This window comes from Pseudomonas sp. FP818, assembly GCF_030687335.1.
Taxonomy (GTDB): Bacteria; Pseudomonadota; Gammaproteobacteria; order Pseudomonadales; family Pseudomonadaceae; genus Aquipseudomonas; species Aquipseudomonas shahriarae.
In genome coordinates this window covers 1,377,073-1,402,425 of sequence record NZ_CP117427.1, presented here as the reverse complement: position 1 = coordinate 1,402,425, position 25,353 = coordinate 1,377,073, and the positions used below count along the sequence as shown (strand labels likewise).

Annotated in this window: 17 protein-coding genes and 4 pseudogenes; 9 read left to right on the top strand and 12 right to left on the bottom strand. The window is 60.8% G+C overall.

From position 1 onward, the window contains the following. Position 1: 1 nt before the first annotated feature. The 7 genes from PSH80_RS06240 to PSH80_RS06210 all read right to left on the bottom strand — a co-directional run bounded on the left by PSH80_RS06240 (position 2) and on the right by PSH80_RS06210 (position 7,001). Positions 2 to 592, bottom strand: coding sequence for a YceI family protein (locus tag PSH80_RS06240; protein WP_120732003.1), 591 nt, complete (start codon positions 590 to 592; stop codon positions 2 to 4). 89 nt (positions 593 to 681) lie between these two features. Then, on the bottom strand, positions 682 to 1,452 hold the full coding sequence (locus PSH80_RS06235) for an IclR family transcriptional regulator (protein ID WP_057439776.1): 771 nt from the start codon (positions 1,450 to 1,452) through the stop codon (positions 682 to 684). A gap of 63 nt (positions 1,453 to 1,515) precedes the next feature. Beyond that, a complete protein-coding gene (locus PSH80_RS06230; RefSeq protein ID WP_120732001.1) occupies positions 1,516 to 2,958 on the bottom strand; it encodes an amidase in 1,443 nt (480 codons plus the stop codon). Continuing rightward, entirely contained in the window at positions 2,955 to 4,265 is a 1,311-nt protein-coding gene (locus PSH80_RS06225) for a citrate-proton symporter (RefSeq protein ID WP_128593592.1), read from the bottom strand. The genes PSH80_RS06230 and PSH80_RS06225 overlap by 4 nt, the downstream gene beginning before the upstream one ends. 58 nt (positions 4,266 to 4,323) lie before the next feature. Continuing rightward, complete coding sequence (locus PSH80_RS06220; RefSeq protein WP_057958754.1) at positions 4,324 to 5,499, bottom strand: M20 aminoacylase family protein; 1,176 nt, start codon at positions 5,497 to 5,499, stop codon at positions 4,324 to 4,326. 108 nt (positions 5,500 to 5,607) lie between these two features. Further along, on the bottom strand, positions 5,608 to 5,922 hold the full coding sequence (locus PSH80_RS06215; protein WP_057439782.1) for a hypothetical protein: 315 nt from the start codon (positions 5,920 to 5,922) through the stop codon (positions 5,608 to 5,610). After that, positions 5,919 to 7,001, bottom strand: coding sequence for a serine hydrolase (locus PSH80_RS06210; RefSeq protein WP_305419562.1), 1,083 nt, complete (start codon positions 6,999 to 7,001; stop codon positions 5,919 to 5,921). The genes PSH80_RS06215 and PSH80_RS06210 overlap by 4 nt, the downstream gene beginning before the upstream one ends. 342 nt (positions 7,002 to 7,343) lie before the next feature. Between PSH80_RS06210 and PSH80_RS27285 the strand changes: the two are divergent. Continuing rightward, positions 7,344 to 8,517, top strand: a pseudogene (locus tag PSH80_RS27285) (integrase core domain-containing protein). Between the two features lie 668 nt (positions 8,518 to 9,185). Here PSH80_RS27285 and PSH80_RS06195 read toward each other — a convergent pair. The 3 genes and pseudogenes from PSH80_RS06195 to PSH80_RS06185 all read right to left on the bottom strand — a co-directional run bounded on the left by PSH80_RS06195 (position 9,186) and on the right by PSH80_RS06185 (position 13,305). Beyond that, positions 9,186 to 10,713: pseudogene (locus PSH80_RS06195) on the bottom strand (IS3 family transposase). Between the two features lie 127 nt (positions 10,714 to 10,840). After that, positions 10,841 to 12,204 (bottom strand): annotated as a pseudogene (locus PSH80_RS06190) (IS3 family transposase). A 222-nt stretch (positions 12,205 to 12,426) separates the two neighbouring features. Next, complete coding sequence (locus PSH80_RS06185; RefSeq protein WP_186626211.1) at positions 12,427 to 13,305, bottom strand: acyl-CoA dehydrogenase family protein; 879 nt, start codon at positions 13,303 to 13,305, stop codon at positions 12,427 to 12,429. A 130-nt stretch (positions 13,306 to 13,435) separates the two neighbouring features. On the opposite strand from PSH80_RS06185, the gene olsB reads away from it, so the two are divergent. Both olsB and PSH80_RS06175 read left to right on the top strand, forming a co-directional pair. Then, complete coding sequence (gene olsB / locus PSH80_RS06180; protein WP_057439788.1) at positions 13,436 to 14,191, top strand: L-ornithine N(alpha)-acyltransferase; 756 nt, start codon at positions 13,436 to 13,438, stop codon at positions 14,189 to 14,191. Beyond that, entirely contained in the window at positions 14,191 to 14,982 is a 792-nt protein-coding gene (locus PSH80_RS06175; RefSeq protein WP_057958751.1) for a lysophospholipid acyltransferase family protein, read from the top strand. The genes olsB and PSH80_RS06175 overlap by 1 nt, the downstream gene beginning before the upstream one ends. Positions 14,983 to 15,021: 39 nt before the next feature. Here the strand turns inward: PSH80_RS06175 and PSH80_RS06170 are convergent, their stop codons facing one another. After that, positions 15,022 to 15,606: an ACP phosphodiesterase gene (locus tag PSH80_RS06170; protein WP_057958750.1), complete on the bottom strand. Its 585-nt coding sequence runs from the start codon at positions 15,604 to 15,606 to the stop codon at positions 15,022 to 15,024. 154 nt (positions 15,607 to 15,760) lie between these two features. On the opposite strand from PSH80_RS06170, the gene PSH80_RS06165 reads away from it, so the two are divergent. Genes PSH80_RS06165 through PSH80_RS06155 form a run of 3 tightly spaced genes read left to right on the top strand, consistent with a single transcriptional unit; the run spans position 15,761 to position 18,334 of the window. Then, on the top strand, positions 15,761 to 16,075 hold the full coding sequence (locus tag PSH80_RS06165) for a helix-turn-helix transcriptional regulator (protein ID WP_029297039.1): 315 nt from the start codon (positions 15,761 to 15,763) through the stop codon (positions 16,073 to 16,075). Positions 16,076 to 16,085: 10 nt separating this feature from the next. Continuing rightward, complete coding sequence (locus PSH80_RS06160; RefSeq protein ID WP_057958749.1) at positions 16,086 to 17,252, top strand: MFS transporter; 1,167 nt, start codon at positions 16,086 to 16,088, stop codon at positions 17,250 to 17,252. A 26-nt stretch (positions 17,253 to 17,278) separates the two neighbouring features. Further along, positions 17,279 to 18,334 (top strand): alkene reductase, encoded by a 1,056-nt coding sequence (locus tag PSH80_RS06155; protein WP_198800264.1) that lies wholly within the window; start codon positions 17,279 to 17,281, stop codon positions 18,332 to 18,334. 257 nt (positions 18,335 to 18,591) lie between these two features. On the opposite strand, the gene PSH80_RS06150 is transcribed toward PSH80_RS06155, so the two are convergent. Continuing rightward, positions 18,592 to 19,224: a TetR family transcriptional regulator gene (locus tag PSH80_RS06150; protein WP_057439796.1), complete on the bottom strand. Its 633-nt coding sequence runs from the start codon at positions 19,222 to 19,224 to the stop codon at positions 18,592 to 18,594. A 265-nt stretch (positions 19,225 to 19,489) separates the two neighbouring features. Between PSH80_RS06150 and PSH80_RS06145 the strand changes: the two genes are divergently transcribed. The 3 genes and pseudogenes from PSH80_RS06145 (at position 19,490) to adeC (ending at position 25,264) form a co-directional block, all read left to right on the top strand. Next, the gene (locus PSH80_RS06145; protein WP_057439798.1) at positions 19,490 to 20,632 is read left to right on the top strand and encodes an efflux RND transporter periplasmic adaptor subunit; all 1,143 of its coding nucleotides are present in this window, start codon (positions 19,490 to 19,492) and stop codon (positions 20,630 to 20,632) included. Between the two features lie 3 nt (positions 20,633 to 20,635). Continuing rightward, a pseudogene (locus tag PSH80_RS06140) lies at positions 20,636 to 23,807 on the top strand (efflux RND transporter permease subunit). After that, positions 23,807 to 25,264, top strand: coding sequence for an AdeC/AdeK/OprM family multidrug efflux complex outer membrane factor (adeC, locus tag PSH80_RS06135; protein WP_057958747.1), 1,458 nt, complete (start codon positions 23,807 to 23,809; stop codon positions 25,262 to 25,264). Before PSH80_RS06140 ends, adeC begins: the two are co-directional and overlap by 1 nt. Positions 25,265 to 25,353 lie beyond the last annotated feature (89 nt).

Sequence of the window (25,353 nt, the reverse complement as noted above, 5' to 3'; positions counted from 1 at the left end):
GTCAGCGCGCCGTGAAAATCAGCACCGCACCTACCGGCACCGACAGGCTGATCGCGTCCAGGCCCGCAGCCTTGCGCAGGGTCTCGACACCGGTGAGCAAATCAAAATCCTTGGCGTGCAGCACCAGCGGCTCCAGGGTCACCACCTGGAAACGCCGGTCATCCAGGCGCGTGGCCAGCAGTTCGGCGTTGTAGGTCTGGGTCTTGCCGTGCAGGGTGACCGACAGCGGCAGGCGCAACTCCAGTTGCGCGCCGGTGGCCAGATCGTTGATCGGCTGCAGATTGATTTGCGCGTTGATCTGCGCATCAGGGTGGGTCTTGATCTGGAACAGGTCGTTGCGCATGCGCTCGTCACGCAGCGGGATGCCACTGTTGATCGACTCCAACTCGACTTCCAACTGCGCGGCACCTTTCTCGTCGACCTTGCCATGCAGCACCAGGAAGCGCTGGACTTCGGAAACATCGGTGTTTTTGGTGGTGACGAACGACAGCCGTGAGGATTCGTTATCCAGATACCAGGCGGCCTGTGCGGGCAGGGAGGCAGTGGCCAGCAGCAAGAGAGCCAGGGGTTTGAGGAGGGATGTGTTGAACATTAAACACTCGCGCGGAGAAAAACCTGCCTGAACATTAACTGGCCGGCTTGCTGCACGCAATGTAAGGGAGACAGCAATGTATATCCCCCTCAGCCCAACGCATGCTGCACCCCGCGCACAGTCGCCTCCAGGCTGGCCAGATGCAAACTCAACACCCGCTCCACCGGCGCCTGGTGCATCGGCCAGTGCAACGCCATGCTCCCCACCAACCGGCCATTGGCCCGCACCGGCAGGGCCACCGCGCGGATCAGGAACGGCAAGCGCACCGGGTACTCCCAGTACCCCTCGGTACGCTGGCCAAACCCCTGGTGCTGGGATTGCTCACAGGCGCGGTACTGGTCGTCGGCCGGCACATGTTCGCGGCTGGCCAGGCGCTCTACTTCATCAGAAGCCAACTCGGCCAGGCACGCCTTGCCCATGGCCGAGTGGAACAAACTGGCATGCTGGCCGACGATCTGGCAGTTGTTCGGGTACAGCTTGCGCAGCACCGTGGGGATCGCGCTCTCCATGACTTCCAGGCGTTCGCCGTCAAAGTTCGACAAATCCGCCACCAGCCCGGTGCGTTCGCTGAGTTCCAGCAGCCAGGGCGCCGCGCACTCCACCAGGCGGCGCTTGAACCGTTGCTGGGTATCGCCAAACAAACGCTGGGCACTGATGCGATAACGCCGGTCGCTCAGGCCGCGATAGATCCAGCCCTGCTCCTGCAAGGTCAGCAGCATGCGCGACACCGTGGCCTTGGGCAGGCGCGTCAGGTAATGCAGCTCCTCAAGCCCCAGGGCCTGGTGCTCACCGAGCAACTCGATGATGGCCAGTGCCCGCTCCACTGAGCGCACAGTACCTGTGTCGGCGTTGCTGCCCATGGCTGATCTCCCGGTTGCTGATGGATGATCGAATTTCACAGCAAGATACAGGCCGCTGCCAGCTCAGGCGTTCGCCCGCAAGCATTGCGGAGGGCGACGCTGCACCCAGCGTGTCAGTTGTTCATGGGCATACGCCAGTTGCAGCACGGCGCGATCCGCCTGGGCCGGGCCAATGATCTGCAAGCCCATGGGCAAGCCACGGTGGTTGAAGCCCACCGGCACACTCATGCTCGGCAGGCCGGCCAATGTGGGGCCGATCACCACCTCCATCCAGCGATGATAAGTGTCCATGGTTTGCCCCCCGACGACGCGTGGCCAGGGCTGTTGTGCATCGAAAGGGAACACTTGTGCGCTGGGCAGCAGCAGAAAATCGTAACGTTCGAACAACCTGGCCAAGGCGCGATACCAGTCGCTGCGCGCCAGCGACGCCTGATACACATCCGCCGCGTTCAGGCCCAGGCCGCCCTCGACTTCCCACTGCGCTTCAGGCTTGAGCAGCGCACGTTTATGGGGGGCGGCATAGGCCGCCCCCAGCGTGCCCTGCACCAGCCAATGGCGATGGACCAGCCAGGTTTGCCACAGGCGCGCCATGGAAAAGTCCGGCTGGCAGCTTTCTACCTCGCACCCCAGCGCGCCGAAATCGCCGAGGGCTGACTCACACAGGCCCAGCACGCCGTCGTCCATCGGCAGATAGCCGTTGTAGTCCCCCAGCCAACCCAGGCGTGCGCCGTTGAAATCACGGGCCAACGATGTGCCGAACACGCCGGGATCGTCTTTGAGCGACAACGGCACCCGCGGGTCATAACCGGCCTGGACGCTCAACAGCCGCGCCACGTCAGCCACACTGCGCCCCATCGGGCCTTCGGTGGCCAGTTGCTGGACAAACACCTCCGGCGCCGGGCCATGGGGTACGCGGCCCTGGGAAGGACGCAGGCCGAACACGTTGTTGAACGCCGCCGGGTTGCGCAGCGAACCCATCATGTCGCTGCCATCGGCCACCGGTAGCATGCGCAGCGCCAGGGCCACCGCCGCCCCGCCGCTGCTGCCGCCCGCGACCAAGGTCGGGTCATAGGCATTGCCGGTGGTGCCGAATACGCTGTTGTAGGTCTGCGAACCCAGGCCGAACTCCGGCACGTTGCTCTTGCCGATGATAATCGCGCCACTGGCACGCACCCGCGCCACGACGATCGCGTCTTCACTGGGAATCTGCTCGGCGAACAGGGGCGAGCCCAGGGTGGTGCGCAGGCCCTGGGTCGCCGCCAGATCCTTGATGGCCTGGGGCATGCCGTGCATCCAGCCACGGGAGCGGCCCTGGTCCAGCTCAAGGTCACAGGCACGGGCTTCGGCCAGCACATCGGCTTCGTCGCGCAACGACACCAGGGCATTGACCGAGGGGTTGAAGCGCGCGATCTGCGCCAGATAGGCCTGCATCACTTCGTGGCAGGACACCTGCCGTGCATGGATCGCCCGGGACAGCTCGAGCGCATCCAGTTCAACGATGTTCAAGGTTTCACCCCCTTGGCAAAGCGCGCCGGCGCTGCAGCCCTCGGCGCTTCATGCATGCAGTAAGTGCCCAGCAGCGTCAGGACGCAAGCGAACAGCACATAAAACGCCGGGGCCACCGGTGTGCCCAACTCTTTGCTCAACCAGGTGACGATCAGCGGGGCAAAACCGCCGAACACCATCACCGCCACGTTATAGGCCACCGACACACCGGTGGAACGCACCTCGATGGGAAACTGCTCGGCCAGGGCGGTCGGCGCCGGGCCGAAGAAGCCGCCGATGGCAGTGCACAGCATCACTTGCATCACCAATAAACGCTCGATGGACGGCGCCGCCGCGACCCACACATACAGCGGGTAGACCATCACAAAGAACGCCAGGGTAAAGCCCATCAACACCGGGCGCCGGCCCAGGCGATCCGACAGCATGCCGGACAAGGGGATGACCACGGTCATCAGCGCCACGGCAAACATCTGCACCATCAATACCTGGTCCAGGGGCAGGCCGAGGTTCTTGTGGGCGAAGGTCGGCATATTCACCAGCACCACGTAGAACGACACCGTCGCACCGCAGGCCAGGCCCATGCTCACCAGGATGCTGCGCCGATGCTCACGCAGCACTGTCATCAGGCTCGGGGCCGGGCCAGTGGCCTGTTTGCGCGCTTCGATAAACTCCTCGGGGTCTTCCATGTGCCGACGAATCCACAAGCCCACCGGGCCAATCAGCAAGCCGAATACAAACGGCAGGCGCCAGCCCCACAGGTCGAGGGTCTGCGGGGAAAAGAAGTGAGTGACCAATGCCACCATCGCCGCGCCGCCAAACACCGCCAGGCACTGCCCGACCAATTGCCAGGAGCCGTAAAGGCCTTTGCGATGAGCCGGTGCGCTTTCCACCAGGAACGCCGTGGCGCTGGCATATTCGCCGCCGGTAGCAAAGCCCTGGAGCATCCGCGCCACTACGATCAGCAGCGGTGCGCCCATGCCGATGGCGGCGTAGTTGGGCGCAAACACGATCAGTGCGATGGACACGGTCATCAAGCGGATAATCAACTGCATGGCGGCCTTGCGGCCTTTGCGGTCGGCGTACATGCCGAGCAGGATGCCGCCCACCGGGCGCATAAAGAAGCCCACGCCGAAGGTGGCCAGGGCCATCAGCAGCGATGCGTACTCATCGTCCGAGGGGAAGAACTGCCGGGCGATGATGCTGGCCAGAAAGCCATAGACGATGAAGTCGTACCACTCCAGCGCGTTGCCGACCACCGCCGCTACCACTTGCCGGGTGCGGGACACACCTTTTATTGAAGTCTGCATGAGAACACTCCATTCAACCTGTTGAGGAAAGGTCCAGCGGCAGGAAAAAGGCAGGTGGTCAGGCCGGCTTGAGCCAGCTCTCGGCCAGGGCGCCCCAATAGGCGGCGCCGGTCAGCAGGATCTCGTCGTTGAAGTCATAGGCCGGGTTGTGGACCATCGGCCGCGACACGCCGTTGCCGATAAACAGGTAGCTGCCGGGGCAGCGTTGGAGCATCCAGGCGAAGTCTTCACTGCCCATCAACTTGGGCGTATTGGCGTCGACCGCCGCTTCACCGAGCAAGGCAATGCCGACCTGGCGGGCGAACTCGGTTTCGTCGACATGGTTGACCAGCACCGGGTAGGCCGGGCGGTGTTCGATCTGTGCGGTACAGCCAAAGCTGGCGGCCTGGGTCTGGATGATTGCCTTGACCCGCTCCAGCATCTGCTCGCGTACCGGCGCATTGAGGGCACGCAGGCTCAGGCGCAGGATGGCCTGCTGAGGAATCACGTTGGCGGCCTGCCCCGCTTGCAGGGCGCCGACCGTGACTACCGCAGCTTCCTGGGCATTGATATTGCGCGCGACCACCGTCTGCAAAGCCATCACCGTACTGGCGGCGGCCACCAGCGGGTCCACGGTCAGGTGCGGCATGGAACCGTGGCCGCCGACGCCTTCGAGGGTCACGGTGAGCAGGTCCTGGGAAGCCATCATCGGCCCGGTCCGCAAGCCCAGGTGGCCGGCGGGCAGGCCGGGCATATTGTGCATGCCGAACAGCGCGTCGCAGGGGAAGCGCTCCAGCAAGCCATCGGCGAGCATCGCTTCGGCGCCGCCCTGGCCTTCTTCGGCCGGCTGGAAAATCAGGTTGAGGGTACCGTCGAACTGACGCGTCGCCGCCAGGTAGCGCGCGGCGCCCAGCAGCATGGCGGTGTGACCGTCGTGACCGCAGGCATGCATGCAGCCGGCGTGCTGGCTGCTGTAGGCGACGCCGGTGTTTTCGATAATCGGCAAGGCATCCATATCGGCCCGGATCCCCAGGGTGCGTGGGCTGCTGCCATTGCGCAGCACGCCGACCACGCCGGTGTGGCCGATGCCGGTATGGACCTCGAAGCCCCAGTCCTTCAGGGATTGGGCGACCAGGGCCGAGGTGCGGTTTTCTTCAAACCCCAGTTCAGGGTGGGCGTGGATGTCCTGGCGCACGGCGTGCAGGTCGCTGGCGACATCGCTCAGCCAATCCAGGATGTGCTGGTGTGGGCGCATGGTGACTCTCCTCGCAGGCGGGTGTTCCCGTTCTTTTTTGTGGCACCGCCACAGATAACCGCGATGGGCGTGCGAGGACAATCAAAGGTGGTTCCACCCTGTGGAACCTCAGGGCAGCAGGCGGCAACCCTGGCGTTCACCCAGCCATTGGGCGCTGTGGCTGCGGCCCAGGCCGCTGGCGGTGACCAGGCGCGTTTGCGGATGATCGGCAAAGGCGCTGGTGGGAACGTATTGCTTCACATACCCCAGGCAATAGTCAGCAGGATTGCCCGCCACATACCGACACGAGCAATACTCCTTGGCCGTATACGCCGCGATGATGTCGGGGAAGGCTTGCAGGTTGACGCGCTCGTGCCAGATCCACCCCAGCAAGGCGAGCAACAGCAGGAGAAACAGGCTGATAAACGGGCGACGACGGATCATGGTTGCACCGCCGCGAGCACGCGTTTGAGCAGTTCGTTGTGGCGATAGCTGCCGTCGCGGTCATCGCCGTAGCGCACGATCACCAACTGTGCCTCGGGCAACACATACAACGCCTGGCCCCAGTGCCCCAGGGCGGCGAAGGTATCGCCGGGCGCATCCGGCCAGGGCCGGGCAGCGCCCTGCACGTGGCGGTTGAGCCACCAGTGGCCGCCGGGTACCGCCTCGTCCTGGCCCGCGATGTACTGCGCCAGGGGCTGGCGATTGAAATCGACCCAGGCCTTGGGCAGCAATTGCCGCTCACCCCAACGCCCGTCCCGCGCCATCAACAAGCCAATCCGTGCCAGATCGCGGGCAGTCATATAGGCATAGGATGAGGCGACAAAGGTTTCATTGGCGTCGCTTTCCCAGCTGGCACTGCGAATGCCCAAGGGCGTGAACAGCGCGGTCCACGGGTAATCGACATAAGCCTTATGGCCAAGCATGCCCTTGAGGGCAGCAGACAATAGATTGCTGTCACCGCTGGAGTAGCGGAATGCCTGGCCAGGTTCGGCGAAGGGGCTGGTATCAGCGGCAAACTCCGCCATATCAGCGCGGCCACGGGTGTAGAGCATGGCCACCACCGAGGATTTCAGCGGCGCGTATTCGTAATCTTCCTGCCAGTCCAGGCCCGAGGCCCAATTGAGCAGGTGCCCCAGGGTAATGGTCGGGTGCTGCTTCATCGGCGGATAAAAGCGTGCGGCCGGGTCGCTCAGTTTGAAGCGGTTTTCGCCGTACGCCACGCCCAGCACGGTGGCCATCAGGCTTTTGCTGATGGACCAGGTCAGGTGCGGGGTGGTGGCGGTGGTCGGTGCTGCATAGCGCTCATAAATGACTGCGCCATCGCGGATCACCAGCAGCGCGTCGGTGCGGATGCCTTCGCGGGTGATGTCATTGCGCGCCGGGAACGCATAGTCCTCCAGCGCCTTGACGGCGGGACCGGCCAACTGCGGGCCCTGGGACCAATCCTTCGTCGGCCAGGTCTGGGCATGTGCGGTAGCGGTGAACAGCAGCAAGGCGACGGACAGCAGGCCTTTGACCATGGACAAGCACTCGGGGGCATTCAAGCCCGCGAGCCTAATGCAGATAAATGACGGTTTGGCGACAGGCCTGGGAACCACCACATAGCGCCTGTGGGAACGGGCTTGCCCGCGATGACCGTAGGTATCTACACAACTCTTTCGTGGTTCTTGGGGTGGTGTACATATCCGTTTTTGCGGTTACGGCGGCTATTGGTTCCGCTCTTACAGCGGCTCACTTTGGAGAAGCGCCAAAGTAAGCAAAACGCTCTTGCCGGTATGACTCACCCACATGGGTTACAAATCAGTTCACGCACATAGGTAACAGTTATTAACTGGCAGGGTCGATTTTGTGAGGATCTGACCATGCCCTGGGAAGAGCTGAAACCTATGGACCTCAAAGTGATGTTCATCGCCGCCTATTTGGCTGAAAGAGATACCTTTAGCCAGCTGTGCCGCGACTACCAGGTCAGTCGAAAGACTGGCTACAAATGGGTCGAACGGTACGAGGCTGAAGGACCCAGAGGGCTCGAAGAACGTAGCCGGTGCCGGCACAATCAAACCTATGTTGTGCCTCTTGCTATCAGGCAAGCAATTATCGAGCTTCGTTCTATCGGGGAGACTATTCCCGGGCCGAAGAAGATTCAGAACGACTTGCGCCAGCGTTTTCCCGGGCAGGATCCACCCTCGAAAACAACCATTTACAACATCCTCAAGGCCGCTGATCTGATTGCACCTCGCGTTGCGTCAGCGCGTGGCTGTCTATCCAAAGCCCCTGTGCAAGGCAGAGACCCCAAATCAGCTCTTTAGCGCTGACTACAAGGGGCAGTTTCTGACAGGGGCCGGAGTGTGGTGTTATCCGCTGACGATCATGGACCATGCCAGCCGCTTTCTACTGGCCTGCCAGGGCATGCGCAATACCAACTTCAAAGAAACCCAACAAACCTTCGAGCGTGTTTTTCGCGAGTATGGCTTGCCTGAACGTATTCGGACCGACAACGGCATACCGTTTGCCAGCACGGGCCGTGCAGGGTTATCACAGCTGTCGATCTGGTGGCTGCGGTTGGGGATTATCCCTGAGCGAATTGAGCCCGGCCGCCCAGATCAGAATGGGCGCCATGAAAGGATGCACCGAACCCTGAAAAGCACTTTGCCCCAACCAGCGGCGATTGCTTGGGAAGCTCAGCAGAAACACTTTGATCGCTTTATGCAGCACTATAATCATGAGCGAGGGCACGAGGCGCTTGGCCAGAAAACACCAGCCTCATGTTATTTGCCCTCACCCCGCGCTTACCCGGAAAAGCTGCCTGAAATGGGGTATGCGAGCCACGTGGAGTGTTACCTGGCTGATAGTAATGGAATCATCAATCGAGCAGGTCTTAGGATCTACATAGGCAATCTGCTCAAGCATCAGACCATTGGAATGGAGCTAATTCGAGATGATGTCTGGGAGGTGATCTTCGGGCCTGTGATCCTAGGCCGTGTCGATGCTAGAGACGCAAAGAACGGGTATGTTTCAATCAAAGTGTCACCTATGTGAATGCACTTTTTTGTAACCTATGTGGTTGTCCCGTACATGCCCACCACTCGGTGCCTCGCCTAGGCTCGGCATGCCCGCAGTCAGGCATTGCTCCGTGGGCCCGCCGCGATCGGCCATCCATGGCCGTGTCGCGGCTACCCCGGCATCCATGCCGGGGTGCCCACTGCGCAATACCTGCCTGCGGCCAGCGTGGTTTAACGGGGCGCCTGAGATCAAAAGCCAGATCAAAAGCAGAGCAACAGCAATGCCAGAGCGCGAAGCTGCCTTCCCCCCTGTGGGAGCTGGCTTGCCTGCGATGACGGTGTCTCAGCCAATACATTTATCGACTGATACACCGCCATCGCAGGCAAGCCAGCTCCCACAGGAATCCGCGTACGCCTCGACGATCAGGTCGGCTGTCAGGCCGCCTCGCTTTGCTTTTGATCTGAGGCGCCCCGTTAAACCACGCTGGCCGTCATCCGATATTGATTTGGGGGGTAAACCGGCAGGACGCCGGTTTAGCCGCGCTGGGCCATGGATGGCCCATCGCGGCGGCCCCCCAAATCAATGTCGGATGACGGGCACACCGAGCCTAGGCGAGGTGCCGAGTGGTGGGGCAGGAGCCCTTTTGGTTACTTTTGGGGCTCTCGGTACGTGTCAAGGTACCTGTCGCCTTAGTACTGCTGCGGCTAACCCATTGCGCCCTTAACTTCAGGGCGTTCTGGGTTCAAATACACCGCATCTGCCAACTTCCAGTTGCGTGTCCTGGTACTCCAGCGGCTCGGATTAGCTTCTCTGGCATCTTCATATAGCGCCACTCGGGCTTGTAATAGAGCTGTCGCCTTGCCTTCGTGGCGCTCGTTCGGCGTCACGTATTTCAAGGCGCTGTGACGATGATCTTCGTTGTACCACTCGATAAATTTTTGTACCCAAAGTCTTGCTTCTGTGAGGGTATCAAACGGCTGGTCCGGCCAGAGTGGGCAGTACTTTGCGGTACGAAAAAGTTCTTCGGCGTATGCATTGTCGTTGCTCACGCGCGGTCGGCTAAATGACGGCTCTACGCCTAGCGAAACCATGCTTTCACGCAGCAAAGAGCCTCTCATAACGTGACCATTATCCGAGTGCAGCACCAATGGACGACGGCCGTGTGTTCGCGTAAGCAGCCCTTTTCGAGCAGTTCGCACGCATGCTCAGCGCACTCCACCTCATGCACCTCATTGGCGACCAATTTACGGCTGTAGATGTCCTTGACCATGTACCAGTAGAAAAAACGGCCCTTGACGGTGCTGGGTAACCAGGTGATATCCCAGCACCACACTTGATTGGGGCCGTCAGCACAATGCGTTGTCAGCGCCCTGCGTTTCGGAGCTTTGGCACGACCACGGCGCACGTTTTGATTAGCCGCTTTTAACACGCGATAAAACGTCGACTCCGAAGCCAGATAGATACCCTCATCCGCCAGCTTAGGAACGATTTGGTGCGGTGTGAGGCTGGCGTAGCCAGCCTGACTGGCCGCATCAAGCACCGCTTGGCGCTCCGCTTCGCTGAGTTTGTTTGACGGCGCTGCCCGCTGAGCCAGCAGGCGCTTGTCGCAGGCGGCGTATCGCCAACGTTGAACCGTGCGCAGGCTCAGTCCCAGCTCGTTGCACGCCCGATATCGACGAGCCCCACCGAGCACCGCCTCGGCAATCAACTGCATGGCTTGCGTACGATCAGAGGCGCTGATCAGTCTTCCTTGTCCTTGCCCCAGATCGCATTGGCTTTTTTTCTGAGTTCCAGCAAAGCCTCCGCCTCAGCACGTCCAGCATCGGATTGGATCAACTGACGTTCCAGCTCTTTGATTCGTCGTTGTTCGGCAGTTTTCTCTGCGCTGGGCTTCAGGTCAGCCAGGGTATTGGCGTTTTGACAGGCTTCGCGCCACTGCTGGATTTGCTCCGGATAAACGCCCTTGATTCGGCAGTATTGGGAGATTTCCACCTCGCTCAACGGAGCGGTTTCCATGACAGCATTGAATTTATCGGCGCTGGACCATTGATCACTGGTTTTGCCGTTTCCCGGCACGATCAAACCTTTATCTCTAGCCATTTGTCTCCAGTTACGCAGTGACTGTGGCGTGAGGTTGAGCGCAACGGCAAGGTCTGCCACTGAGCGATTGAGGGGCGGCATCATTTGCAGAACGGCCCAGTCTTTGAATTCGTCGTCATAACGCTTGGACATTGCTACACACCTTCGCCCTCTTGAATAATTGAGTCAATCAACAAGCGCGACAGGTAGCCTGACACGGAGGGCTCTTTTCCAAAAGTGACCCGCTGTTGAACTGCCCCCCGAATGTTGGACAGGGACGCTATTGATTCAGCGTCTGGATACGAAATTGTACCGGACTCAAGCCATTCAGTCTGAGGCTTATGCGGTCTTGGTTGTAGTAGGCAATGTAATCCTCTATGCCTGATGCCAGCTGCTCCACACTCTCAAATGATTCCAGATAGAAAAACTCGCTCTTGAGTGTGCCGAAAAAGCTTTCCATGGCGGCATTGTCCAAGCAATTACCCTTGCGCGACATGCTCTGCTCGATGCTCTTTTCGGCCAGCATATGTCGGTAGGTAGGCTGCCTGTACTGCCAACCCTGGTCAGAGTGCAGTATTGGTTTTTCATCTCGACTCAGTCGCCCGAAGGCTTTTTCCAGCATCATCGAGACCATCCTGAATTCGGGACGTCGGTTGATCTGGTAGGCCAGGATCTCGCCGTTGTACAAATCCATGAGAGGCGAGAGAAACAGCTTTTGCCCCTTCACCTTGAACTCCGTCACGTCGGTTACCCATTTCTGGTTAGGGGCTTCTGCCTTAAATTCGCGCTTTAGTAGATCAGGCGCAACAAGCCCTTCAGCACCTCGGTAAGAGCGATATTTCTTCACTTTGACCAGCGACTTGAGGCCCATTATCTGCATCAGCCGATGCACCTTTTTGTGATTGATCAACTCACCACTGTTTCCAAGGGTCGCAGTGATACGGCGGTAGCCGTAACGCCCCTTATTCCCGTGAAAGACGCTGCGGATGCGATCTTTAAGGTCGGCATGCTTGTCGGTTAGCAGTGTTTTGCTTTAGTAATAGAAGGTGCTGCGTGCAAGTCCCGCTGCACGTAGCAACAGAGCAAGTGGATGCTCATGCCTCAATCCTTGGACGGCCTGCGTTTTTTTGGCTGCGCAGTACGGGGATCCGCTTGGATTAAGGCATCGAGCTTTTTTAAATAGGCATTCTCCGCGCGCAGATAGGCCAGTTCTGCGAGCATTTGTTCAGGGGTCAGCTCTGCGTCCGCAGGAAGAGCAGGACTTGCTTTGGGTTGTCTGGAAGGTTTGCGGGGCATGCTGGACTCTTGAAGACGATGCGGTTGTAGCGCTTCTACGCCGCCCTCATCGTACAGCTTTTGCCACTGCCTGATACTGCTTGGGCCACGGATATCAAACTGTATACAGGCCTGTTGGGCCGACAGTCCGTCTTGTTCGATGCACTGCAAAACCTTCAATTTAAACTGGGCATCGTAATGGCTGTACTTAGCAATCAAGCCAGAGGAACCGTGCTTTTCAAAACCCTTGATCCAGCGCCGCAGTAGCGATGGACTCAAGCCATGCCTGAGGGCCACCTCATGAACGCTACTGGCAGACAGACACTCTTCAATCAGTGATTGCTTGAGCGCTAGGTTGTATTTCGTCATGGAACACCCTCCCGAGGGGTCAGGTGTCCAACATTCGGGGGGCAGTTCATGTAAGAGCGGAACCAATAGCCGCCGTTACCGCAAAAACGGATATGTACACATACCCAGAAGAGAGTGTGTAGATACCTATGCCCCGATGGCGGTATATCAGTCACCGCCTGTATTGCCTGCCCCCCCCTGCTATCGCGGGCAAGCCCGCTCCCACACAAGCTCATCCCACAGTCAGCGAGGGGCTGGGTTCAGGGCTTTTTCCAGACGTTTGGCCCGGGCGCTGGCGGCGAGGTCCAGCACGGCTTGGTCGCGCTGCCACATCGCGGCCCACGGTCCCGCCCCCATCGCCTGATTGACCTGCGCCTTCAGCCCCTCGAACTGCACAAACAATCCCCCCAACAACACATGCCCCGCCGCCGACGCGCTGGGTTGGCGAACAACCTCGGCACAGCCGGCCAGCAATGCCAACAACTGCAAACGCAGGGCCTGGGGCCAGTCGCATTCCTGGCCGATGCCATGCAGCCAGGCGGTCATCGCGCTGAGTACATAGGTGTCCTCCAGGGTGCGGAAGGGTTTGACGTAATCGTCCCAGCCATCCCCCGGCAAGCGCTCGCAGGCGGCGTGGTCGAGGTGGACGCGACCATGGCTGATATCGGGCATCAAGGGGATCGCCGGCAAGGGCTCCACACGCACGCCGGGCTCGCCGGCCAGCACCACGGCCAGGGTCAGGCGCGGCTTTTCGCCGGGGGCCTCGCAGCGGGCGGCGATCAACAGCCAGTCGGCGGCATCGCCGGCGGTGACGAAATCCTTGCGTCCGCTCAGGCGCAGGTCGTCCAGGCGCGTTTGCATGTCCAGCGGGCGCAGGCTGCGCTGTTCGGTCGCACACAGGGCGCCCAGGCTGTGGGGCGCGCTGGGCCATAACGCGCGCAATGCTGCTTGATAACCCACCAGGAACGCCAGGCCGGGCGTGGCCATCAGGCGGGCGCCCTGGGTTGCCAACTCAAAGGGTGTGAGCGGCCCCAGGCGTTGCAATAAAACGCTGTAGCCCTCGGCCAGGTTGGCGTGGACGGGCAGTCGGGCAGGTCGGTCGAGCAACGCGTGCCAGGGCATGAAAGGCTCCTTGGGGGCTGTCATCTAAGCGTCACCGTAGATTCATGGAGATGACACCGGGGGTACATAGCCTGACTTTGCACAACAAAGTCGACTGGCCGCAACCCTGGCCGGCACCTGGAGACTCGCCATGACTCAGATCGCCCGCATCAGTGACACCGGCAATGAACGCCGCCTGCAAGCCGAACGCCTGATCGGCGCCCAGGCGTTGCAGGAAGCCCAGGCCCTGCGTTTCAGCGTTTTCAGCGGCGAGTTCAATGCCAAGCTGAAAGGCGCGGAGCTGGGCCTGGACATGGATGACTATGATGTTCACTGCAGCCACATTGGCGTACGGGACTTGAACACCGGGCGCCTGGTGGCCACCACCCGCCTGCTGGATCACCAGGCGGCCAGCACCCTGGGCCGGTTCTACAGCGAAGAAGAGTTCAGCCTCCACGGCCTCCTGCACTTGCAGGGGCCGATCCTGGAGATCGGCCGTACCTGTGTCGACCCGGCCTACCGTAACGGCGGCACCATCGCGGTGCTGTGGGGCGAGTTGGCCGAGGTGCTCAACCAGGGCGGCTACAGCTACCTGATGGGCTGCGCGAGCATCCCGATGCACGACGGCGGCATCCAGGCCCACGCGATCATGCAGCGCCTGCGCGAACGCTATCTGTGCAACGAACACCTGCGCGCCGAACCGAAAAAGCCTCTGCCGAGCCTGGACTTGCCGTCCAACGTCATCGCCGAAATGCCGCCGCTGCTCAAGGCCTACATGCGCCTGGGCGCGAAGATCTGCGGCGAGCCGTGCTGGGACGAGGACTTCCAGGTGGCCGACGTGTTCATCCTGCTCAAACGCGACGAGTTGTGCCCGCGGTATGCCCGCCACTTCAAGGCGGCCATGTGATGGGCCGCCTGCGGGTCTACGGGCGGATCGCCCGCGTGCTGCTGGTGGTGGCCCTGGGCTTGAGCATGGCCGGCGTGTTTGGTGTGTTCGAGCGCCTGGGAATCGCCAACTCCATGGTGCGGCGCCAGCGCTGGTCGCGGTTTTTCATGGCGCGCCTGAGCAATGCCCTGCCCTTTCGCGTGACGGTGCACGGTGAGCTGCCGCAACAGCCGATGCTGTGGGTCAGCAACCATGTGTCCTGGACCGACATCCCGCTGCTGGGGATGGTGGCGCCGCTGTCATTCCTGTCCAAGGCCGAAGTGCGCACCTGGCCAGTGGCCGGTTGGCTGGCCGCGAAGGCCGGCAGCCTGTTTATCCGCCGTGGCTCGGGGGACAGTCAGTTGATTCGCAAACAGATGACTCGTCATCTCGAGCAAAAACACCCGCTGCTGATGTTCCCCGAAGGCACCACCACCGATGGCCGCAGCCTGCGCACCTTCCATGGCCGGCTACTGGCCAGCGCGATTGATGCCGAGGTGGCGCTGCAACCGGTGGCGATCCGTTATTTGCGCGATGGACAGATTGATCCGCTCGCACCGTTTATTGGTGACGATGATTTGCTCTCGCACCTGATGCGTTTGTTTGCCAATGATCAGGGCGACGTTGAGATTCATCTGCTCAAGCCCATTGTCTGCGCCGGCCAGGAACGTGCGGCGCTGGCGTATCAGGCGCAGCAGGCGGTGCAGAAGGCCTTGTTCGGGCCGGTGCCACAAAACCAGCCAGTGCCGGTTCGGCCGGCGTATGCGGCCTGAAGCAAACGCAGTACCCAATGTGGGGGCTTGCTCCCACATTCAGGTTTGTATTACCAAGTGGCTATTCGAGAACGCCTGCAATTGGGGATAGAACACCCGGAAATCCTCGCTCAACGGCTCATACAGCACCCGCAACTCCTGCATCGCCTGGTCCAGTTCCCGGGGTTGGCTCAGACGCCGGGAAATCCCCCGCAGCACATGCTCCATCACCGCAAACTCGCGGTAGGAGCCCAGCCAGTCATCCGTCGCCATAGACGGTGCAATCTGCGCCAGGCGCCCCGGCAATTGCGGTTCGGCCGCCAGCACCTGGTACACCTGGGAGGTAAAGCGATCCAGTGGCTGATCGGCATACAACGCCCAATCCCGCGCCAGGCAATGGTCGAAGAACACGTCGAGGACGATCCCCGCATAACGACGCCGAGTCAGGGTAAACCGTGACAACGCCTGCCCGACCAATGGGTGGCTGTCGGTGAAACGGTCGATGGAGCGATGCAGCTGGATCGCCGCCTCGATTTGCGGGCTGTACTGGCCCTGCAGGCGGCCTTTGACGAAATCGCCATAGAGGCTGCCCAGCAGTTGTGCAGGAAGTTGGCCGCCGAGGTGCAGATGTGCGAGATAATTCATGGCGCGCAGTTTAGCACTGCTGCCAACGTATCGTTATAACCCGATATACCGATTTATTAAGTAACAAGATCAAAATCGTATTGGTATATCGGGATATAGCGATTTAAAGTTCGCCTCATCGCGATATAACGTTTTACCCACACCGAGCCCTGCCATGTCCATTGACCTCGACGAAATAATAAAAGCCCTGGCACACCCAGTACGGCGAGACATTCTCAACTGGCTGAAAGACCCGAAAGTGCAGTTCCCCGAACAAGTCCACAACCACGAGTACGGCATCTGCGCCGGGCAGATCGACCAACGCTGCGGCCTGTCGCAGTCCACCGTGTCGGCGCACCTGGCAACCCTGCAACGGGCAGGCCTGATCAGTAGCCAGAAAGCCGGGCAGTGGCACTTTTTCCGCCGCAATGAAGACGTCATCCAAGCGTTTATCCAAGCCATCACCGAAGAACTCAGCCCACCGCTGTAAAGGATCCCGCATGCCTCTCTCGCTCCTCATACTGGCCTTAAGCGCCTTCGCCATCGGCACCACCGAATTCGTCATCATGGGCCTGCTGCCCGATGTGGCGGCCGACCTTGGTGTGTCGATTCCTGGCGCCGGCTGGCTGGTGACTGGCTACGCCCTGGGCGTGGCCATTGGTGCACCCTTCATGGCACTGGCCACCGCCAAACTGCCGCGCAAGGCTGCCCTGGTAGCGTTGATGGGCATTTTCATCGTCGGCAATCTGCTCTGCGCCCTGGCCAGTGACTACAACGTGTTGATGTTTGCCCGGGTAGTCACCGCGTTGTGCCACGGTGCCTTCTTTGGGATCGGCTCGGTGGTGGCCGCCAACCTGGTGCCAGCCAACAAACGCGCATCAGCCGTGGCCCTGATGTTCACCGGCCTGACCCTGGCCAACGTGCTCGGCGTGCCCCTGGGCACCGCGCTGGGCCAGGAAGCCGGCTGGCGCTCGACCTTCTGGGCGGTGACGGTGATTGGTGTGATCGCGCTGATCGGCCTGATCCGCTTCCTGCCGGCCAAGCGTGATGAAGAGAAACTCGATATGCGCGCCGAACTGGCGGCCCTCAAGGGTGCCGGGATCTGGTTGTCGCTGAGCATGACCGCGCTGTTTGCCGCGTCGATGTTCACCCTCTTCACCTACGTCGCGCCGCTGCTCGGTGATGTCACCGGCGTCTCGCCCAAAGGCGTGACCTGGACCCTGCTGCTGATCGGCCTGGGCCTGACCGTGGGCAATATCATCGGCGGCAAACTGGCGGACAAACGCCTGGCGGCGACCCTGATCGGCGTGTTTATCAGCATGGCCGTGGTATCCACCGCATTGACCTGGACCAGCGTCGCCATCATCCCCACCGAAATCACCCTGTTCCTCTGGGCCACCGCGTCGTTTGCCGCCGTACCGGCACTGCAGATCAACGTGGTGACCTTCGGCAAGGCCGCGCCCAACCTGGTGTCGACCCTCAATATCGGCGCTTTCAATATCGGCAACGCCCTGGGCGCCTGGGTCGGCGGCAGTGTGATTGCCCACGGTTTCGGCCTGACCAGCGTGCCGCTGGCGGCTGCGGCCCTGGCGATCCTGGCGCTGGTGGTCACGCTGATCACCTTCCGCCAGAGCGCCGATGCTGACCTGGCCCCTGCTACCCATTAATCACTTAGAACAGACGAGTATTTGCGATGACGACTATTTTCGATCCGATCAAACTGGGTGATGTGCAGCTGTCGAACCGCATCATCATGGCACCGCTGACCCGCTGCCGTGCCGACGCCGGTCGCGTGCCCAATGCGCTGATGGCTGAATACTACGTGCAGCGGGCGTCTGCCGGCCTGATCCTCAGCGAAGCCACTTCGGTGACGCCGATGGGCGTGGGCTACCCGAACACCCCAGGCATCTGGTCCAACGACCAGGTGCGCGGCTGGACCAACATCACCAAGGCCGTGCACGGCGCCGGCGGCAAGATCTTCCTGCAACTGTGGCACGTGGGGCGGATCTCCCACCCGTCGTACCTGAACGGCGAGAGCCCAGTAGCCCCGAGCGCCATCCAGCCCGCCGGCCACGTCAGCCTGGTGCGCCCGCTGGCCGACTACCCAACCCCACGAGCCCTGGAAACCGCAGAAATCGCCGATATCGTCGATGCCTATCGCGTGGGTGCCGAGAACGCCAAGGCTGCCGGTTTTGACGGGGTGGAAGTGCACGGCGCCAATGGCTACCTGCTCGACCAGTTCCTGCAAAGCAGCACCAACCAGCGCACCGACGAATACGGCGGTTCCCTGGAAAACCGCGCGCGACTGTTGCTGGAAGTGACTGACGCGGTGATCGAAGTCTGGGGCGCCGGCCGCGTGGGGATGCATCTGTCGCCACGGGCCGACCTGCATGACATGGGCGATGCCAACCTGGCAGAAACCTTCACCTACGTCGCCCGTGAACTGGGCAAGCGTGGCATCGCCTTTATCTGCGCCCGCGAGAAAGAAGCCGGCGACAGCCTGGGCTCGCAATTGAAAGCCGCGTTCGGCGGTCCGTACATTGCCAACGAACGCTTCACCAAGGACAGCGCCAATGCCTGGCTGGCCTCGGGCAAGGCCGATGCGGTGGCGTTTGGCGTGCCGTTTATCGCCAACCCGGACCTGCCGGCCCGTCTCAAGGCCGATGCATCATTAAACGAAGCGAACCCGCAAACCTTCTACAGCCCAGGCCCGGTCGGCTATATCGACTACCCGACCCTGGCGCTCTGACCCGCAACAATGCAAAAGCCCCGGCTCGCAAGAGCCGGGGCTTTTTATTGGATCTTGAAAACACCGCGCCCGCTCCCACAGGTTCGGTAACAATCCTTCACAGCAATGAAACAATATCGCTACAAAATACTTAGCCGGCTACCTTTCAACCTGGGGCCAGCGCGTATATAACGTCACCCCACAAATAAGTCGGAAGGACGATTGATCATCCTTAGGCTTTACTGTTGACACCAACGAACGCAATTACGCATTTTGTATCAATTGTGCAGGCTGGGACTCAAGCGCAGCATGTCCAGCCCGATATCCACCAGACGCTCGGCCTGCTGATACAGCTCAAAGCTGTCTGGCACCAGTAGCCACTGGCCAATAAGCCCGTTGATGTAGGCATGAATGCACACTGCCCCGCGAGCGGTGTCGAGGTTTTCCGGAAGTTGCCCGCGGTGGACTGCATTGCGCAGTGTCAGGCCAATGCGCAGGTTGCACTCAAGGCTGTGGGTCTGGCGCTGACGGCGCATGTCACACATTTCATCGGTAAATTCGCACTTATGGAACAAGATCTCATTAATGCGCCGGGTTTTCGGGTCCAGGGCCACCTGATGAAAAAGATGGATCAGCAGCTTGCGCATGCAGCCCAGCGGATCTACCTCATCCTCGCTTTCACTGGCCCTGGCCAATTCGTCCAGGGGCTCGTGCAGCGTGTCCAGCAGCGCCTGCAGCAGGTCCGACTTGTTGCTGAAGTGCCAATAGATCGCGCCTCGCGTCACGCCCGCCCGCGCCGCGATATCCGCCAGCGTAGTACGGGCAACGCCACGCTCATAAAAGGCTTGCTCGGCAGCTTCAAGAATCTGGCTGCGCGTTTCCTGAGCTTCCTCTTTGGTACGACGAACCATGGCAGTAACACCTCAATCAGGACACGAGCGGTGGTTGATAACCACCTTCTGAATAATTATGGGACGACACCGTCAAGGGCGCCGAACGTAATAGAATCGAGGCTTTCAGCGCTGCCTTGCAAGGAATCCGCGAAGCCTGTCAAGAGTTTACAAACAACCATGAACGTAAGTATATTGCCTAGCAAGCTACTTATCTACTCACTGCCTGTTTTTTACCCTTCCACACTTCTTGTGCGCATCGAGCGCGCCTGACCCGAGGATCTTCATGCAACTTAAGCCAGCTGTTACCGCTCTGGTCACTGCCGTCGCCCTGGCATCGCTGCTCAGCGGATGTAAAAAGGAAGAAGCGGCTCCGCCCGCTCAAACCCCTCAGGTCGGCGTGGTCACTATTCAACCTCAAGCCTATACCCTGACCTCCGAATTGCCGGGCCGCACCACTGCATTCCGCATCGCGGAAGTCCGCCCGCAGGTCAACGGCATCATTCTCAAGCGTCTGTTCAAGGAAGGCGGCGACGTCAAGGAAGGCCAGCAGCTCTATCAGATCGACCCGTCGGTGTATGAGGCGACCCTGAAAAGCGCCCAGGCCAACCTGCAACAGACCAAGTCGATTGCCGACCGCTACAAACAACTGGTCAACGAGCAGGCCGTCAGCCGCCAGGAATACGACACCGCCGTATCCAACCGCATGACTTCCGAAGCCAACCTGCAGACCGCTCAGATCAACGTGCGCTACACCAAGGTGTTCGCCCCGATCTCCGGGCGTATCGGGCGTTCCTCGGTCACCGAAGGCGCTCTGGTCAGCAATGGCCAGGCCGACGCCATGGCCGTGATCCAGCAACTGGACCCGATCTATGTCGACGTCACGCAATCCTCCGCCGAGATGTTGAAGCTGCGTCGCGACCTGGAAAGCGGCCAACTGCAGAAATCCGGTGAAAACGCGGCCATGGTCAAGCTGACCCTGGAAGACGGCAGCGAGTACGCGCAACAGGGCAAGCTGGAATTCTCTGAAGTGTCGGTCGACCAGACCACCGGTTCGGTAACCCTGCGCGCCGTGTTCCCCAACCCTGATCACACCCTGTTGCCGGGCATGTTTGTCCACGCCCAATTGCAGGCAGGCGTGAACAGCAAGGCGATCCTCGCCCCACAACAAGGCGTGACCCGCGACATCCGGGGCATCCCGACTGCGCTGGTCGTGACCGCCGACAACAAGGTCGAACAGCGCGTGCTGGTGGCCAACCGTACCGCTGGCGCCTACTGGCTGGTGGAAAAGGGCCTGAATGCCGGTGACCGTGTGATCACCGAAGGCTTGCAGTTCATCAAGCCGGGCATCACGGTTGACGCGAAGGAAGCCACCAACGCCAAGCCTGCCGGTACTGCTCCTGCCGCCGCCGCTGGCAAAGGGGAGTAATACATGTCGAAATTTTTTATCGACCGTCCCATTTTCGCCTGGGTAATTGCCCTGGTGATCATGCTGGTCGGGGCACTGTCGATCCTGAAGTTGCCCATCAACCAATACCCGGCCATCGCGCCAACCGCCATTGATATCCAGGTGACCTACCCAGGCGCGTCCGCACAAACCGTGCAGGACACCGTGGTACAGGTGATCGAGCAGCAGCTCAACGGTATCGACAACCTGCGTTATGTGGCCTCGGACAGTAACTCCGACGGCAGCATGACCATCACCGCGACGTTCAACCAGGGTACCAACCCGGACATCGCCCAGGTTCAGGTGCAGAACAAGCTGAACCTGGCGACCCCATTGCTGCCGCAAGAAGTGCAGCAACAAGGGATCCGCGTAACCAAGTCGGTGAAGAACTTCCTGATGGTGATCGGCCTGGTGTCCGAAGACGGCACCATGAGCAAGGATGACCTGTCCAAACTACATCGTTTCCAACATCCAGGATCCGATTTCGCGGACGTCTGGCGTGGGTGACTTCCAGGTCTTCGGTTCCCAGTACGCCATGCGTATCTGGCTGGATCCGGCCAAGTTGAACAACTTCCAGATGACCCCGGTGGATGTCAGCAGTGCCATTGCGGCGCAGAACGTCCAGGTGGCCACCGGCCAGTTGGGCGGCCTGCCAGCCCTGCCCGGCACCCAGTTGAACGCCACCATCATCGGCAAGACCCGTCTGCAAAGCGCCGAGCAGTTTGAAAAGATCCTGCTGCGCGTGAACAGCGATGGCTCCCAGGTGCGCCTGGGCGATGTCGCCCGTGTCGAGTTGGGGTGGCCAGAACTACAGCATCAGTGCCCAGTTCAACGGCAAGCCGGCTTCCGGCATGGCAATCAAACTGGCCTCGGGCGCCAACGCCCTGGACACCGCCAAGGCCATCCGTGCCACGGTCGCGTCCCTGGAGCCGTTCTTCCCGCCAGGCATGAAAGCCGTGGTTCCGTATGACACCACCCCAGTGGTGACCGAGTCGATTTCCGGGGTAGTCGATACCCTGGTCGAGGCGATCATCCTGGTGTTCCTGGTGATGTACCTGTTCCTGCAAAACTTCCGCGCCACCATCATCACCACCATGACAGTACCGGTGGTATTGCTGGGTACGTTCGGCATCCTCGCGGCCTTCGGCTTCACTATCAACACCTTGACCATGTTCGGCATGATCCTGGCCATCGGCTTGCTGGTGGACGATGCGATCGTGGTAGTGGAAAACGTCGAGCGGGGTGATGGCCGAGGAGCATCTGTCGCCTAAAGAGGCAACGGTCAAAGTCCATGGACCAGATCCAGGGCGCCCTGGTAGGTATTGCCCTGGTACTCTCGGCGGTACTGCTGCCGATGGCGTTCTTTGGCGGCTCGACGGGGGTCATCTATAAACAGTTCTCCATCACCATTGTGTCGGCGATGGCACTTTCGGTACTGGTTGCACTGATCTTCACCCCGGCCCTGTGCGCCACCATGCTCAAGCCGGTCGACCCCGAGAAACACGGCCAACCCAAGCGTGGTTTCTTCGGCTGGTTCAACCGTACCTTCGACCGTGGCGTACTGAGCTACGAGCGCGGCGTGGGCAACATGATCAAGCACAAGGCGCCTTCGTTCCTGGTGTACCTGATCATCTTCGCCGGCATGATCTGGCTGTTCACCCGTATCCCAAGCGCGTTCCTGCCCGAGGAAGACCAGGGCGTGATCTTCGCCCAGGTACAGACGCCGGTTGGTTCTTCGGCCGAACGCACCCAGACCGTTATCGACGACATGCGTGCTTTCCTGTTGAACGACAAGGAAGGCGAGCCCGGTGAAGGCAAGGCCGTGCAATCGGTATTTACCGTAAACGGCTTCAACTTTGCCGGTCGTGGCCAAAGCTCGGGCCTGGCATTCGTCATGCTCAAGCCATGGGACCAGCGCGACGCATCCATGTCGGTGTTCGAAGTGGCCAAGCGTGCCCAGGGCTACTTCTTCCAGACCTTCAAGGACGCCATGGTGTTTGCCATCGTGCCCCCATCGGTACTGGAGTTGGGTAACGCCACCGGTTTCGACGTGTTCCTGCAGGACCAGGGCGGTGTGGGTCACGAAGCGTTGATGAACGCACGTAACCAGTTCCTCGGCATGGCCGCGCAGAGCAAGATCCTGGCCGGCGTACGTCCCAACGGAGTCAACGATGAGCCGCAGTACGAGCTGACCATCGACGACGAGAAAGCCAGTGCCCAGGGCATCAGTCTGTCGAGCATCAACCAGACCCTGGCGATTGCCTTGGGTGGCAGCTACGTCAATGACTTCATCGACCGCGGTCGAGTGAAGAAGGTCTACATCCAGGGTGAGGCCGCTGGCCGGATGACCCCTGAAGACCTGAACAAATGGTTCGTGCGCGCCAACGACGGAAAAATGGTGCCACTATCAGCAATTGCCTCTGGCAACTGGATCTTCGGTTCCCCGAAACTGTCGCGGTACAACGGTGTAGCGGCGATGGAAGTCCTCGGTACCCCGGCGCCTGGCTACAGCACCGGTGATGCGATGGCGGAAGTCGAACGCATCGCCAAGCAATTGCCGGCAGGTGTGGGCTATGCCTGGACCGGCCTGTCCTATGAAGAACGCTTGTCCGGCTCCCAGGCACCTGCGCTGTATGCCCTGTCGTTGCTGGTGGTGTTCCTTTGCCTGGCAGCGTTGTACGAAAGCTGGTCGATCCCGATTGCGGTAGTGCTGGTAGTACCGCTGGGCGTGATCGGCGCACTGATGGCCACCAGCCTGCGAGGACTGTCCAACGACGTGTTCTTCCAGGTGGGGTTGTTGGTCACCGTGGGCCTGGCCTCGAAGAACGCCATCCTGATCGTCGAGTTCGCCAAGGAACTGCATGAACAGGGCAAGGGCATCGTCGAGGCGGCCATCGAGGCGTCCCGCATGCGTTTGCGTCCGATCATCATGACGTCCATGGCGTTCATCCTCGGCGTACTGCCGCTGGCGATCTCCTCGGGTGCAGGTTCGGGCAGCCAACACGCAATCGGTACCGGCGTAATTGGCGGTATGATCACCGCCACTGTTCTGGCTATCTTCTGGGTGCCACTGTTCTTCGTGACCGTGTCCGCCATTGGCAGCCGGAAAAAAACTGACAAGTCCGATACACCGAATACTCCTAAAGAGGCTGGCTAATGCGCAAGTCGCTACTCTCCCTGGCAGTCACGGCATTTGTGCTCAGTGGCTGCTCGCTGATCCCTGATTATCAGCAGCCTGAAGCGCCGGTGGCCGCCCAGTTCCCGCAGGGGCCGGCGTACTCGTCGGCCCAGGCACCAAGCCAGGCCGCGGCCGAGCAAGGCTGGAAGCAGTTTTTCCACGACCCTGCCCTGCAGCAACTGATTCAGGTCGCGTTGGTCAACAACCGTGACCTGCGCGTCGCCGCGCTGAACATCGACGCCTTTGCCGCGCAGTACCGCATCCAGCGTGCCGACCTGTTCCCGGCCGTCGGCGCCAATGGCAGCGGCAGCCGCCAGCGCGTTCCGGCACGGGCCTCGCAAACCGGCGAATCGAACATCACCAGCTCCTACTCGGCGACCCTCGGGATCAACGCCTACGAACTGGACCTGTTCGGCCGGGTGCGCAGCCTGAGCGAAGAAGCGTTGCAGAAGTACTTCGCCACTGAAGAAGCACGCCGCAGCACGCAGATCAGCCTGGTGGCCAGCGTGGCCAATGCCTACCTGACCTGGCAGGCCGACAAGGAACTGCTGAAGCTGACCCAGGACACCCTGGCCGCCTACGAGCAGAGCTTCAAGCTCACCTCGCGCAGCAACGAAGTCGGCGTGGCCTCGGCCCTGGACTTGAGCCAGGCGCGGACCTCGGTTGAAAGCGCCCGCGTGCAACTGGCCCGCTACACCCGCCAGGTGGCCCAGGATGAAAACAACCTGACCCTGCTGCTGGGCACCGGTCTGCCGGCGAATCTCGTCACTCAGCCGCTGTCCGACGACCTGTTGAGCGAAGTACCGGCCGGCCTGCCTTCAGACCTGCTGCAACGTCGCCCCGACATCCTCCAGGCCGAGCACAACCTCAAGGCTGCCAACGCCAATATCGGCGCGGCACGGGCTGCGTTCTTCCCGAGCATCAGCCTGACGGCCAATGCCGGGACCTTGAGCCCGGACCTCGGCGGCCTGTTCAAGGGCGGCTCGGGTACCTGGTCGTTCGCACCGCAGATCAACATCCCGATCTTCAACGCCGGTAGCCTGCGCGCAAGCCTGGACTACTCGAAGATCCAGAAAGAGATCAACGTCGCGACCTACGAGAAGTCGATTCAGACCGCGTTCCAGGAAGTCTCCGACGGCCTGGCGGCACGTGCGACCTACAACCAACAGTTGCAGGCCCAGCGTGACTTCGTCTCGGCCAACCAGGACTACTACCGTCTGGCCGAGCGTCGCTACCGCATCGGGGTTGATAGCAACCTGACCTTCCTCGACGCCCAGCGCCAGCTGTTCGCTGCCCAGCAAACGCTGATCACCGACCGCCTGGCCCAACTGACCAGCGAAGTGACCTTGTACAAGGCCCTCGGTGGCGGTTGGAACGAACAGACGGCGCAGAATGAGCCGGTGAAAGAAGAAGCGCCGAAGCTCAAGTTGTTCTGATCGGCGTAGCAACACAGGAAGCCCACCTTTTGGTGGGCTTTTTCATGGGCGTACAGTTCCGTTCGATCACCGCCCAGAACCCGCCCTCC

Bases quoted from the DNA above. Each gene is read 5' to 3' on its own strand.
- PSH80_RS06240 (WP_120732003.1), bottom strand. From the start codon at position 592: ATGTTCAACACATCCCTCCTCAAACCCCTGGCTCTCTTGCTGCTGGCC.
- PSH80_RS06235 (WP_057439776.1), bottom strand. From the start codon at position 1,452: ATGGGCAGCAACGCCGACACAGGTACTGTGCGCTCAGTGGAGCGGGCA.
- PSH80_RS06225 (WP_128593592.1), bottom strand. From the start codon at position 4,265: ATGCAGACTTCAATAAAAGGTGTGTCCCGCACCCGGCAAGTGGTAGCG.
- PSH80_RS06220 (WP_057958754.1), bottom strand. From the start codon at position 5,499: ATGCGCCCACACCAGCACATCCTGGATTGGCTGAGCGATGTCGCCAGC.
- PSH80_RS06215 (WP_057439782.1), bottom strand. From the start codon at position 5,922: ATGATCCGTCGTCGCCCGTTTATCAGCCTGTTTCTCCTGCTGTTGCTC.
- PSH80_RS06210 (WP_305419562.1), bottom strand. From the start codon at position 7,001: ATGGTCAAAGGCCTGCTGTCCGTCGCCTTGCTGCTGTTCACCGCTACC.
- PSH80_RS06185 (WP_186626211.1), bottom strand. From the start codon at position 13,305: ATGCCCTGGCACGCGTTGCTCGACCGACCTGCCCGACTGCCCGTCCAC.
- olsB (WP_057439788.1), top strand. From the start codon at position 13,436: ATGACTCAGATCGCCCGCATCAGTGACACCGGCAATGAACGCCGCCTG.
- PSH80_RS06175 (WP_057958751.1), top strand. From the start codon at position 14,191: ATGGGCCGCCTGCGGGTCTACGGGCGGATCGCCCGCGTGCTGCTGGTG.
- PSH80_RS06170 (WP_057958750.1), bottom strand. From the start codon at position 15,606: ATGAATTATCTCGCACATCTGCACCTCGGCGGCCAACTTCCTGCACAA.
- PSH80_RS06165 (WP_029297039.1), top strand. From the start codon at position 15,761: ATGTCCATTGACCTCGACGAAATAATAAAAGCCCTGGCACACCCAGTA.
- PSH80_RS06160 (WP_057958749.1), top strand. From the start codon at position 16,086: ATGCCTCTCTCGCTCCTCATACTGGCCTTAAGCGCCTTCGCCATCGGC.
- PSH80_RS06155 (WP_198800264.1), top strand. From the start codon at position 17,279: ATGACGACTATTTTCGATCCGATCAAACTGGGTGATGTGCAGCTGTCG.
- PSH80_RS06150 (WP_057439796.1), bottom strand. From the start codon at position 19,224: ATGGTTCGTCGTACCAAAGAGGAAGCTCAGGAAACGCGCAGCCAGATT.
- PSH80_RS06145 (WP_057439798.1), top strand. From the start codon at position 19,490: ATGCAACTTAAGCCAGCTGTTACCGCTCTGGTCACTGCCGTCGCCCTG.
- adeC (WP_057958747.1), top strand. From the start codon at position 23,807: ATGCGCAAGTCGCTACTCTCCCTGGCAGTCACGGCATTTGTGCTCAGT.